This window comes from Paenibacillus sp. 1SOY10 (genome assembly GCF_056836745.1).
In genome coordinates this window covers 1185338-1198595 of record NZ_JBXENK010000001.1, presented here as the reverse complement: position 1 = coordinate 1198595, position 13258 = coordinate 1185338, and the positions used below count along the sequence as shown (strand labels likewise).

At 50.2% G+C, this 13258-nt stretch carries 12 protein-coding genes; all 12 read left to right on the top strand.

What is annotated here, in order from left to right; all coding sequences use genetic code 11:
- Positions 1-319 precede the first annotated feature (319 nt).
- Positions 320-2257, top strand: coding sequence for a threonine--tRNA ligase (thrS, locus tag AC1VOR_RS05525; protein ID WP_482616297.1), 1938 nt, complete (start codon positions 320-322; stop codon positions 2255-2257).
- A gap of 72 nt (positions 2258-2329) precedes the next feature.
- Positions 2330-2983: a 3D domain-containing protein gene (locus AC1VOR_RS05520; protein ID WP_482616296.1), complete on the top strand. Its 654-nt coding sequence runs from the start codon at positions 2330-2332 to the stop codon at positions 2981-2983.
- 133 nt (positions 2984-3116) lie between these two features.
- Positions 3117-3266 (top strand): hypothetical protein, encoded by a 150-nt coding sequence (locus tag AC1VOR_RS05515; RefSeq protein WP_187377795.1) that lies wholly within the window; start codon positions 3117-3119, stop codon positions 3264-3266.
- A 166-nt stretch (positions 3267-3432) separates the two neighbouring features.
- Positions 3433-4371 (top strand): cell wall-active antibiotics response protein LiaF, encoded by a 939-nt coding sequence (liaF, locus tag AC1VOR_RS05510; RefSeq protein ID WP_482616295.1) that lies wholly within the window; start codon positions 3433-3435, stop codon positions 4369-4371.
- A 3-nt stretch (positions 4372-4374) separates the two neighbouring features.
- Positions 4375-5427, top strand: a complete 1053-nt coding sequence (locus AC1VOR_RS05505; RefSeq protein WP_482616293.1) for a histidine kinase — start codon at positions 4375-4377, stop codon at positions 5425-5427.
- Positions 5414-6067 (top strand): response regulator, encoded by a 654-nt coding sequence (locus tag AC1VOR_RS05500; RefSeq protein ID WP_059051700.1) that lies wholly within the window; start codon positions 5414-5416, stop codon positions 6065-6067. Before AC1VOR_RS05505 ends, AC1VOR_RS05500 begins: the two co-directional genes overlap by 14 nt.
- 142 nt (positions 6068-6209) lie before the next feature.
- A complete protein-coding gene (locus AC1VOR_RS05495; protein ID WP_482616291.1) occupies positions 6210-7853 on the top strand; it encodes a S1C family serine protease in 1644 nt (547 codons plus the stop codon).
- 147 nt (positions 7854-8000) lie between these two features.
- Positions 8001-8690, top strand: coding sequence for a response regulator transcription factor (locus AC1VOR_RS05490; RefSeq protein ID WP_059051704.1), 690 nt, complete (start codon positions 8001-8003; stop codon positions 8688-8690).
- A 1-nt stretch (position 8691) separates the two neighbouring features.
- A complete protein-coding gene (locus AC1VOR_RS05485; RefSeq protein WP_482616288.1) occupies positions 8692-10149 on the top strand; it encodes a sensor histidine kinase in 1458 nt (485 codons plus the stop codon).
- Between the two features lie 64 nt (positions 10150-10213).
- Positions 10214-11173, top strand: coding sequence for a 4-hydroxy-3-methylbut-2-enyl diphosphate reductase (locus AC1VOR_RS05480; RefSeq protein WP_059051837.1), 960 nt, complete (start codon positions 10214-10216; stop codon positions 11171-11173).
- Between the two features lie 108 nt (positions 11174-11281).
- Positions 11282-12004 carry a CAP domain-containing protein gene (locus tag AC1VOR_RS05475; protein WP_482616286.1) on the top strand — a complete coding sequence of 241 codons (723 nt, stop codon included), beginning with the start codon at positions 11282-11284 and terminating at the stop codon, positions 12002-12004.
- Positions 12005-12213: 209 nt separating this feature from the next.
- Positions 12214-13257 (top strand): 3-deoxy-7-phosphoheptulonate synthase, encoded by a 1044-nt coding sequence (gene aroF, locus AC1VOR_RS05470; protein ID WP_482616285.1) that lies wholly within the window; start codon positions 12214-12216, stop codon positions 13255-13257.
- The last annotated feature ends 1 nt before the right edge of the window (position 13258 follow it).

Here is a 13258-nt window from a genome sequence, read left to right as displayed (position 1 = left end):
AGCGTTGACAAAGACATGAATCAAAAGGCTTGAACAGCTCAGAGAGAGGGAACTTGGCTGAAATTCCCTTCGGTTTCAATTTTGGTTTACCCCTTTGTAGCTGCATTCCTGAACCTCTACCGTTCTTGGCAGTAGTAGGGATTGCCGGTTCATTGCCGTTACTCAATGCCGAATAAGGGTCTGTCTCGTTGGTATTAAATGCAGCGGGGAGGCCGAATGAGGGTGGAACCACGGGTATATAACGCTCGTCCCTTTCCGGGACGGGCGTTTTTTGTTTTGTCCGCCTCCGGATCTACCATATTTCAAGGAGGAGAAGACAGTGACAGTATCTATTTCATTGCCGGATGGTTCGGTCCGGGAATACGCCAAAGGCAGCAGCTTTGAGGATGTTGCGGCTTCCATCAGCAGCGGCCTGCGTAAAAGTGCATTGGCGGGTAAGTTAAACGGGGTTGCGGTGGATTTAAGTACAGAATTAGTGGATGGAGCCAAGGTGGAAATTATCACAGGTGACAGTAGCGATGGCCTGGAAATCATGCGCCACAGCAGTGCTCACTTAATGGCTCAGGCCGTGAAGCGCTTGTTCGGCAACAAAGAGGTTAAATTGGGGATTGGACCTGTAATCGAGGATGGGTTCTACTACGATATGGATTTGGAACAACCATTAAACCCTGAGGATTTGCAGAAGATCGAGAAGGAAATGGAACGCATCATCGGTGAGAATTTACCGATTACTCGCCGGGAAGTGAGCCGGGAGGAAGCGATCGCCATCTTCACGGAACTTGGTGATCCTTACAAGTTGGAATTGATTCGCGATTTGCCCGAGGATAGCGTGATCTCTATTTATGATCAAGGCGAATTCTTCGACCTGTGTCGGGGGCCTCACGTACCTTCTACTGGCAAAATTAAAGTATTCAAGCTGTTAAGCGTGGCCGGGGCTTACTGGCGCGGTAACAGCAATAATAAAATGCTGCAACGTATTTATGGCACAGCGTTCATGAAAAAGGCGGAACTGGAGCAGCATCTGCATTTCCTGGAAGAAGCGAAGAAGAGAGACCACCGCAAGCTAGGGAAGGAACTCAACTTCTTTACGTTCAATAATCTGGTCGGTCAGGGCTTGCCGATCTGGCTGCCGAAGGGTGCTACTCTGCGCCGTACGCTGGAGCGCTATATCGTGGATATTGAGGAACGGCTTGGTTACCAGCATGTGTATACTCCGGTGATGGGCAATGTTGAGCTCTACAAAACCTCCGGGCACTGGGAGCATTATCAAGAGGACATGTTCCCGAAGATGGTGCTGGATAATGAGGAATTTGTTCTACGTCCGATGAACTGTCCGCACCATATGATGGTGTATAAGAGCGAGATGCGCAGTTATCGTGACCTGCCAGTACGCGTAGGGGAACTGGGCTTGATGCATCGTTATGAGATGTCCGGGGCTCTTACCGGGCTGCACCGGGTTCGCGCCATGACGCTTAACGACGCGCATATCTTCTGTCGTCCTGATCAAATCAAGGAAGAGTTCGCCCGTGTAATCCAGTTGATCCAACAGGTATATGAGGATTTCGGCATCAAGGAATATCGCTTCCGCTTATCCTATCGTGATCCGGCGGACACCGAGAAGTATTTCCCGGATGACGAAATGTGGGAAATGTCGCAACGGATGCTACGCGAGGTTGTCGAGTCCCTGGAACTTCCATTCTATGAGGCAGAAGGGGAAGCTGCGTTCTACGGGCCAAAGCTGGACGTACAGATCAAGACAGCCCTTGGCAAGGAAGAAACATTGTCCACTTGCCAGCTAGACTTCTTGCTGCCAGAACGCTTTGAACTGGAATATGTCGGGGATGATGGACAGAAGCACCGTCCGGTTGTTATTCACCGTGGTATCATCAGCACGATGGAGCGCTTCACTGCTTTCTTGCTAGAGAACTTTGCCGGTAATTTGCCACTGTGGCTGTCTCCAGTACAGGCGAAGGTGATCCCGGTATCTGGCAATTTTGAAGCCTACGCTCGTGAAGTTGAGGATCAACTGCGTGCAGAGGGCATTCGCGTAGAAAGCGACTTGCGCAACGAGAAGTTGGGCTATAAAATACGCGAAGCTCAGTTGGAGAAGCTTCCATACATGTTCGTCGTTGGCGAAAACGAGCAAAGCAGCGGCTCATTGTCGGTTCGTAAGCGTGGCGAAGGCGACCTTGGCGCGAAGCCGGTAGCTGAAGTGATTGCAGCCTTGCAAGAAGAGATTCGTAACCACGTCATCTAATAAGAGCTACATCTTTAGTGTATAAAGTATGGCGCATGTGGAAAACCTTCGGAATAAAGGGGGAGGTTTCACATGCGTCATTTTCATTTGGGGCAAAGGTTCATCAAGCGGGGATTGCTTGGCGGCTTGCTGGTATTCGTGGTGGCTGCCGATTTGCCCGGATATACGGTTGTGCCACCGCAGCAACCGCAGGCTGATAGTCAAGCTCACATACAGAATGAGCGGCTTATCCGCGAGCTTCGGGAGCGGCGGGGGATCAGCACGGCTGAAGGTAAACAAGGAAAGCCTGAGTCGCCTGCCAAGGCGGTAGCAACGGTAAAGGTTATGGCTACGGGATATACCGCAGGCGTTGAATCCACCGGCAAGAAGCCTGATCATCCGGGGTATGGCATTACGTATTCCGGCGTGAAGGTGCGGCGGGATAAAAACACCGTATCGACCATTGCTGCTGATCTGAAGCTGTTTCCAATTGGAACGATATTGTATATTCCAGGTTATGGCTACGGCGTGGTGGCAGATAAAGGTTCAGCCATTCGTGGACATAAGATAGATCTTTACTTCGATACAACGAAGCAAGTATATAAAGAGTGGGGCAAGAAGGAAGTTGAGGTTCAGATCGTCCGTAAAGGCAGCGGCAAGCTGACTGAGGCGATGCTGAAGGAGCTTGGTCAAGCGATGGAAGTCGGTAAGGAAATCCCGGAGCACTTGTGGGAGAAGGCAATTTGACCTTCGGCCCCATTCATCGCATATTTTGACTCGCCTGTTCGCATAATAAGCTACGTGGCCCGCGTGACAGGAGCCACAAAAGCGATGAAACCTTAAGGGTTTTGCCGCGTTATGCGACAGGGAGGTGAAACTCATGAAAAACCAAAAGAAAACAGCTTCTCCAGGTTACAAAACACCTAACGAGAAGTTTAATGCGGAATTTGCTGAGGAAAGCAACGCAACTGTAACGCAAAAAGCGAAGGCTTCCCGTAATGCAACAACTCCTGAAAGTAAACAACAATAGTTATAGCGCAGAGAGCAGGAGCATCCAGATACGGGTGCTCCTTTTATTTGTTTGGGGCAGGTCCTCCGTCTGGAGACCGAGGCCCCATTCCGTCCTGCGCCGCTGTTCAGCCGTCATGGCTTCAAGTAAAATGGCATTAACGGATTGTTTACGGGAGGTTATTCTAATGAAACACGGTTTTTTTGGAAGGTTATTAACCAGCATTCTGCTGATTGGGGCAGGAGTGATTTTCTTACTGAATCTGCTCGGCGTGGTCTATCTCGACATCGGTGAGTTGGTTCGGACTTATTGGCCAGCGATCCTTATTTACTTTGGCCTTATTCAATTCGTAGGCAGTGGTGTCCGGGGAGGAAGCTTTATTGGGGCCTTGGTACTGATGTTAGTCGGGGGCTACTTACTGGCCCGTAATATGGGGTATGTGATGTTAAGCCCAAGGGAAATGTTTCCTTACTTAATCCCGGTGGTCTTGATTGCAGGCGGATTGCATTTATTATTAAAACCAAGATTACGAGGGCCACGTCAACCTAAAGTCGATATGCCGCCTCCGCCGCCCCCTAATCCTTTTGATGCTCCACCTGCGTATCATCCAGAAATGAAGTCCCCGCTGGATTCCATTTTCGACACGATGGAGCAGAAGGAAGAGGCTAAGAAGAAACAGGCTGGATCAGGTCCGAAGTTTGCAGATTCCAGTCATTATTATGAACATACCGCAGAGCATCAAGGGCCTGTAGTACAGAAGTCCGGCTTTATCGGGGATGTTCATGTAGGACAGGATTATTTCCAGCTTGCGCCGATGAATATCTCTCATTTTATCGGGGATACGGTCATTGATTTGACAAAAGCGCAAATTCCTTACGGGGAAACTCGTATTAACGTCTCGGCGTTCATTGGGGATGTGAAAATTTTTGTCCCCGATGATATGGATATCGGAGTGGTGGCCGAGTCGAGTGCCTTTATCGGCGACTTGAAGCTGTTTAACCAGAAGCAAGGCGGCTTTATGAGTAGTCTTACGGCCGAATCTTCGTATTATGGGGAAGCCAGCAAGAAGGTCAAGCTGGTCGTTAGCGTATTTATTGGTGATATCAAAGTAAATATGGTGGGTTAGCGTATGATTGTACAACGGATTTTAAAAAATACGAAATGGGAGCTGCTCTGTTACTTTCTGTTGACCAGCAGTTTGTCGGGAGTTGCCTTCTATATCGGAACCAATACCGGAATCATCGTGGTTAAGGATTCTTCGGTATGGCTCTATAATATAGCGGGCATCTTCTTTTTGTCGCTGATTATAGGTTATATTGCCGGTCGGCGTATTCAGCGGAAGATTGATGCTTTGCACTTGAGTATGCTTCAGGTGGCGAAGGGCAACTTGTCTGTACGCTTGCCGGAGATGGCTGATCAGACCTTCAGCGGCGTTTACCAGGAATTCAACAACATGAGCGAAGCGGTTGAGAAAAAGATGCAGCTTTTGCAGCAGTTAGGTGAGCAGGAGGTCGTAGAGAAGGAACAGGCAGCCGAGAAGGCGGTGTTGGAGGAACGGCGACGCCTGGCTAGGGATTTGCATGATACGGTGAGTCAGCAGTTGTTCGCCATACATATGTCGGCCTCCTCTCTACCCAAGGTACTTGAGCTTAATCGTGCACAGGCGGACATGGTTATGAGTCAGTTGATTCAGATGTCCAATACGGCTCAGAAGCAGATGCGGGCTTTGATTGCCCAGTTGCGCCCCATGGAATTGATGGGCAAGACACTCGCCGAGGCGCTTGATCAATGGTTCCCGGATTATTGTCGGCAAAATGGACTGAAGGGCGTCAAGGATGTTGATATTCAGGGGAATGTGTCAGAAGCGAAGGAACATCAATTGTTCTTGATTATTCAGGAGGCCATGGCTAATATCGTCAAGCATGCGGAAGCGGGTATGGTCAGTTTGTCCTTACGCGAGGGAACGCACCGGATCGTGCTTAGCATTAGTGATGATGGACAGGGATTTGTAAATGGGCATCCCAAGCAGGGTTCGTATGGGCTAATGACGATGAGCGAGCGTGCTGAGAAGCTGGGAGGCAATGTGGAAATTATCAGCAAGCCTGGTGCTGGCACGACGATTCGGGCTCACATTCCGAAATTTGAGGATAATCAAGGGGGAAGCCGTGATGAGCAAGATTAAGGTAATGATCGTGGATGATCATGATATGGTGCGGATGGGCTTGAAAACCTATCTGATGCTCGATGCCGGATTCGAAGTTATTGCCGAGGCCGGAGACGGACAAGCGGCAGTAGATTTACTGGAACAAGGGGTTCCGGGGGGACCTCCTGATATTATCCTCATGGATTTGATGATGCCGGTCATGAACGGAGCAGAAGCGACCAGAGAGGTGCTGCGCAGATTTCAGGATATGAAGATCGTTATCCTCACCAGCTTTCTTGAGGATGATCTGGTGGTGCAGGCGGTAGAAGCGGGTGCAATCAGCTATGTCCTTAAGACGGTGTCAGCCGAGGAGCTCATCTATGCCCTGCAAGGAGCGTATCGGGGGATGCCCGTGATGACGGGTGATGTCTCGCAGGCACTTGCAAGGGGATTGCGTCAACGTACAGTTCAGGGCGATGAGCTCGGCATGACCGAGCGTGAGAAGGAAGTGCTGTTGTTGATTGCCGAGGGGAAGAGCAATAAGGAAATTGGCGAGGAATTACATATCAGCATTAAGACGGTCAAGACGCATGTCAGTAATCTATTGATGAAGTGTGAATTGGAGGACCGGACGCAATTGGCTATCTTTGCTCATCGCCAGGGCTGGGTCCAGCTCTAGTCAAGAAATCTCGGATTGATCTATGTTTTTGCTTTTATCTCCTTTTTAATTGTTTTTAAGGTGTATTTAAGGTTTCTGGTACAGAATAAAAACAAGAAAACAAGTTGCCCCTAAGTGATACGGGGGAAGGAGGTCAAACGTCATGGACGATAATCAAAAGAACAAGTCAGGCCAATCTTTTGGAGAGAACGGGAACGAGGTGGAACCTAAATCGCAACCATCTCCGGAGTCGGGCTCTTCATACTATTATGCCTACGGTCCTTTTCAATCTTACGGCAAGTCAGATGAGGAACAACAAGAGGTGCCAGGTAGCTCCCATGAACGCAATGAGTACGGCGAAGTGGAGATTACCAGACCGCAACCGGTCAAACCGCTTCCTTCATCCTACGATATGATCCGCCGCAGTTCCGAGAATGGTGGTGCCGGTGGTGGTGACGGGTTAGGCAAGCCTGCCGCAAAGAACGGCGGGAATTGGCAGTACAACAAGCCGCCGAGAAGATCCTCGGTCCGCTCGGTAGTAGCTGGTGTCCTGGCGGGGATGCTCATCGTCACTTGTGCGATGTTCTTTGCCGATCGGCAGAATTTATTTACCCCGAACCAAGCCGCTACGACAACGGCACCGGCAGCAAGCACTTCGTCGGCAGCGAACTCGTCTTCAGCGAACAGAGCGTCCACTGCGGTATACCCAATGACGAATTCAGGGGATGTCACCAATGTGGTCAATCAGGCCGGTCCGGCAGTGGTCAAGATTGAAACGCTTGCCGAAGCCGGCAAGCAAAGCAGCAGTACCAGCCCTTACGGCAGCGATCCGTTCTCCCGCTACTTTTTCGGCGATGATATCTTTGGCTTTGGTGGCAACGGGAATGGCAGCAATAATGACGGAGGTTCCTCTTCCGGCTCAGGGTCGGGGCAATTAGTGCCGACAGGAATTGGTTCCGGGTTTATTTTTGATAAAACAGGCTATATTCTGACAAACGAGCATGTGGTTCATAATGCTGACGTGGTTCAAGTGACAGTCCAAGGGACGGATAAGCCTTATGAAGCCAAGGTGCTGGGCAAGAGCTATGAACTTGATCTGGCTGTACTGAAGATTGAGGGCGACGATAATTTCCCATCTATTCCATTGGGGAATTCGGATGATACCCAGGTTGGAGAATGGCTGGTTGCCATCGGTAACCCGCAGGGCTTTGATCATACGGTAACGACCGGGGTGCTTAGCGCGAGAGAACGGGATATTACGATTCCTGGGGATAACGGAGAGAAGGACCGTGAGTACGAGCATTTATTGCAAACGGATGCTTCGATTAATCCGGGGAACTCCGGTGGCCCGTTGCTGAACTTGAACGGAGAAGTTATCGGCATCAATGTGGCGGTTAGCTCTGACGCTCAGGGGATTGGCTTTGCGATTCCTACCAGCACGGTTACTGAAGTGATTGAACAGTTGAAGAATAATGAGGAAATTCCACAAAAGCCGGTTCCGTTCATTGGGGCCACCCTGATGACGATGACGGATGAGGTTGCCAAGCAAATGGAGACCGATGTGAAGGAAGGCTCGATTGTGACGGATATCGTCTTCAAGTCACCAGCTTATAATGCTGATCTTCGCCCTTACGATATTATTACTGGAGCCAACGGAACAAAATTTGCTACGAAAGAAAAATTGATTGAGTTCATTCAACAGCAGCAGGTTGGTCAGAAGGTGACGCTGAACGTGGTACGTGATGGAAGAACCATCGATCTTGACGTGACGATCGGCGATAGAAATCAATTCTCCAACGTGCAATAAGTGACGCCAATCGGTAAATGGCGGCGAGCAAAGGCGGCAGGCACTTAAAGCCTGCTGTCTTTTTGCATCCGATGGGACGAAGCGTTTTCTTTTGGTACAATGGGATTAGCAGGAAGAGATTGAGCGGTCAAAAAAGGAGAGATTTGGGTGAGATCGGGAATTCTAGTAATTGATGATGATGAGAAAATCACGTCCATGCTGCGTCGTGGCTTGGCGTTTGAAGGATATGATGTGTCTACGGCCCGCAACGGGGCTGAAGGCCTGTCCATGATATTGAGTGAGGACCCGGACTTGATTATTCTGGACGTCATGATGCCTCAGGTGGACGGCTTTGAGGTGTGTCGCCGTCTGCGCGAGGGGGGGAGCACCGTTCCTGTTCTCATGTTGACAGCCAAGGATGAGGTAGAGAACCGGGTCAAGGGCCTGGATACGGGAGCGGATGACTATCTCGTTAAGCCTTTTGCTCTGGAGGAGCTGCTGGCTCGGGTGCGAGCCTTGCTGCGCCGGAAGGAAGGGAATGGCGAGAACAGTAGCCAGAGGCTGATTTTTGAAGACATCGTAATGGATCTGGACTCCCGCGAAGTCGTGCGTGGTGGACAACGACTGGAGCTGACGGCTAAAGAGTTTGAGTTGCTTCATTTATTTATGCAGAATCCGAAGCGGCTGTTAACCCGTGACTTAATTATGGACAAAATATGGGGTTATGATTATAGCGGAGAATCAAATGTGCTGGAGGTCTACATCGCCATGCTACGCCAAAAAACGGAGGAATCGGGTGGTAAACGCATCATTCAAACGATTCGCGGCGCTGGCTACATCTTGAGAGGAGACGCTTGACATGTCGATTCGGCTGCGGCTGACAGCATGGTATACGGGAATATTAGCGGTCACGCTGATTCTATTTGGCGCTTCTCTGTATGCGCTAGTGTGGTTCAACACGTACCAAGAGGTGAAAAAGCGGGTCGTAGAGCAGGCTGAGCAAATACTCAGCACACAGAACATTACGCTAACCCAGGGCTGGGATATGCAATTGGAGCCTGAGCAGATCATCCGCTTGGAGGATGCCCGAATTTTCTGGCAACTCAACAATTATGTCAAAAGCAACATTCGGCGTTCTCCAGCATTAACCGAGAGAGAGATCAGATTTCCCGTGCCTGAGATGAAGGATATTATTAACGGAAAATTCCAGAGAATTTCGATTAACGGAAATTCCTACCTATTATATGAGCGGGCCTTGGCGCTGGATTCGCATACGATTGTGGGGCTGCTCCAACTGGCCGCAGATACCAATGCAGAGGATCGGCTGATGAAGCAGATGCAAACGATGCTGCTATTCGGTTCGCTAATTACGATTGTGTTCGCCAGCTCACTGGGGCTGTTCCTTGCCCGAAAATCGATGGCGCCTATTGGCAAGATTATCGAAGCGGCAAATGGGATTCAGACAGGCAATGATCTGAGCGTGCGTATTGACTACGACGGACCCAATGATGAGATTGGTCGAATGATTGGCACAATTAATCATATGTTGGAACGTACCGATGGCTTCTATCGGGAGCTGGATGAGGCTTATTCAACGCAACGTCGCTTTGTATCAGATGCTTCTCATGAGTTGAGAACGCCGCTTACAACCATCCGGGGCAATGTTGACTTGCTCAAACGAATGTGGAACCGGGATATAGACAGCCTGGAGCCTGCCGAGGACGAACAGGTAAGGAACTTCTCGCTGGAGGCCGTTGATGATATCGCCGCCGAATCCGAGCGGATGAGTCGACTGATCAATGATATGCTGTCTCTGGCCCGGGCTGATGCCGGACAGACGCTGAACAAGGAGCAACTCCTGTTCCGTCCTGTGGTAGAAGAGGTTGTTCGGCGGGCTCAGTTCCTGCCGAGGAAGGCGGAGTGGGTACCGGGTGATCTGAGCGCTCTTGATGGAGCCGTGATTCATGGCAGCAAGGACTACTTGCAACAGATGTTGTTCATTTTCATTGAAAATGCGTTCAAGTATACGGAGGCTGGCAGCGTAGGGCTGGATGCGGTCCGAGTAGATAATCAGGTGGGGATTCGCGTGGCAGATACGGGAATCGGTATGGACCGCAGTGAGGTGCCCCACATCTTCGAGCGCTTCTACCGGGCAGACCCGTCTCGGGGAATCATTCAGGGAACCGGTCTGGGTTTGTCAATTGCCAAGTGGATTATTGACGAGCATGATGGCTCGGTGGAGGTAATGACCAAGCGGGGGGAAGGCACGACCTTCCTGATTTGGTTGCCCGTGTCCTTTAATGCCCTGCCGGAATGAGCTATAATAGAAGGGTCCTCTCCGTCAGGAAATTCAGGGGATGAGAAAGCAGGGATATGACAGTATGGAAGTCTTGAAAATTTCGCCCCGTGGTTATTGTTATGGTGTTGTGGATGCGATGGTTCTGGCCAGGCAAGCCGCCAAAAATCTTGATCTGCCGCGGCCAATTTATATATTGGGCATGATTGTGCATAACAGTCATGTTACCACTTCGTTTGAGGATGAGGGAATCATCACGCTGGATGGTCCTAACCGGGTGGAAATATTGAGCCAGGTGGAGAAGGGAACGGTCATATTTACCGCCCATGGTGTCTCGCCAGAGGTTCGCAAGCTGGCCCGGGAGAAGGGACTCACCACTGTGGACGCGACTTGCCCGGACGTAACGAAGACGCATGTGTTGATCAAAGAGAAGGTGGCTGAAGGCTACGAGGTCATCTATATCGGCAAGAAGGGCCACCCTGAACCGGAAGGTGCGGTGGGCGTGGCTCCGGACAAGGTCCATCTGATTGAGAAGGAAGAGGACATTGATGAATTGCAGCTTGCGACTAGCAAGCTTGTCATTACGAACCAGACGACGATGAGCCAGTGGGATATCAAGCACATTATGAAGAAGCTGCTGGAGAAATATCCAGGTGCTGAGGTTCATAATGAAATATGCCTGGCTACACAGGTGCGCCAGCAGGCTGTTGCTGAGCAAGCGGGAGAGGCCGATTTGGTCATCGTGGTGGGAGATCCCCGGAGCAATAACTCCAATCGCTTGGCTCAAGTGTCGGAGGAAATTGCTGGAGTGACGGCATACCGGATTGCTGACTTGGGGGAATTGAAGCGGGAATGGCTGGAAGGAGTACACAAGGTAGCTGTCACTTCTGGTGCTTCTACGCCTACGCCGATTACCAAGGAAGTGATTCAGTATCTGGAGCAATATAATCCTGAAGATGCGTCAACCTGGGAAATTGTACGTACGGTAAATATGCAAAAGCTGTTGCCTCCGGTGAAGGTAGGCGCCAAGAGTAAGGAAAGCTGATTTCCAACATTTGCGGGGCTCCATCTCGTGGCCATTCATGTTATGCTTTCTGAGGAAAGGTTACAAAAGTGTAACCATCCCAGAAATTATAATCAAGGAGATGACCACATGAATCAATCCCCACGATGGAAAAGATGGATGATGGGCGGAACGACAGCTTTATTGGCAGCAGCCATTCTATTGCCGGCATCGGCTTCAGCGACGGCTAAGGACGATACACAGACGGTAAAAACATATAGCACTTATAAGGTATACACAAGCTTTGGCTCCAATCCTTGGGCTAATGTCGACTACTGGATGCCCTGGATATCTTATGGACAGCCGCAAGCACCTGAGAACAACGTAGACGATGCTGAGCCGATCGATGGCGATACGCAGAATGGCCATGTTCCCGGGCAAGTACCTGATCAGCCTGCGCCTGCTCCGGTAGACAATACGCAAGGGACAGAGGCTGAAGAGAAATCGCAATTTGCTACTGAGGTTATCTCGCTTGTTAATCAAGAGCGGGCCAAGCAAGGGCTTGCTCCATTGTCGGGCGATACGGCCCTCAACGGAATGGCACTGGCCAAAGCCAAGGATATGAATGACAATCAATATTTCAGCCACACTTCACCTGTGTATGGCTCCCCTTTTGACATGATGACGAGCTTCGATATTGCCTACAGCTATGCGGGCGAAAATATCGCCATGGGACAGAAGAGCCCGTCAGAGGTAGTTACGGCGTGGATGAACAGCGAAGGGCACCGTGCCAACATATTGAATGCTAATTATAACTTGATTGGTGTTGGCTATTATAATGGTTACTGGGCTCAAGAATTTGTGGGACGGTAGTATTGCAGGATTGTAGAAGAGGCGGGAGAATGATCTCCGGCCTCTTTTTTTTCGCCTGGTAAGTCGGACTTTATGTCTTGACGGAGGAGGCAAGATTCGTTATAGTTACTTTAATGAATAAAAGCTTAAAAGCGAACAAGCGTCTAAGTGAAAAAGTGATATATAAACTAGCTATTAGATGAATATTATACAGAGAGGATGAAGATGTGATGATCGTTATTACTTCCAACCAAACGCCAGAGGAGCGCGTGCAAGAAATTATCGGGGTCATTGAGAAGGAAGGTCTGCAAACCCACGTATCGCGAGGAAAGGATCATACAGTTATTGGCTTGATCGGCTCCATCGAACCGAAGCTAGCTGAGCATTTGCGACAAATGCAGGGCGTTGAAAATGTCATAAAAATTTCTAAATCTTATAAATTGGCCAGCCGAGACTTTCATCCGGAGAACACGGTCATCTCTATCGGCGATGTGAAAATTGGCGGTGGTGACCTGGTCGTGATGGGGGGACCTTGTGCGGTTGAATCTCCAGAGCAGATTGATGAGATTGCCAGGCTGGTCAAGGCGGCCGGTGGGCAAGTCTTGCGTGGAGGTGCCTTTAAGCCTCGTACCGGACCGTACAGCTTCCAGGGGGTTGGCGTAGAGGGTCTGATCATGATGGCGGAAGCAGGCAAGAAGCATGGCTTGCTGACCATTACTGAGGTCATGACACCGGAGTATGTTGATGTATGTGCAGAATACGCAGATATCCTGCAAATCGGGACGCGTAATATGCAGAACTTCGATTTGCTGCGCAAACTGGGGACTTGTGGCAAGCCTGTGCTGCTGAAACGTGGCTTCAGCGCTACCTATGACGAGTTCCTCAATGCGGCGGAGTATATTTTGGCTGGCGGGAATCCGGATGTGATGCTGTGTGAGCGCGGAATCCGTACGTTCGAGACTTATACCCGTAATACACTGGATCTATCGGCAATCCCCGTATTGCAAAGCCTCAGCCATCTGCCCGTTATCTCTGACCCAAGCCATGGCACTGGACGGCGCGAATTGGTAGAGCCTATGACGAAGGCCTCCGTAGCAGCCGGAGCGGATGGCTTGATTATAGAGATGCATACGGATCCGGACAATTCAATGACCGGAGATGGTGTGCAGTCCTTGTTCCCTGATCAGTTTGCCAATTTGCTGCAGGATTTGGAGAAGTTGGCTCCACTGGTAGGCAAAAGGTTCGATACACCAAAGACTCCGCTGGAGGTTTAAG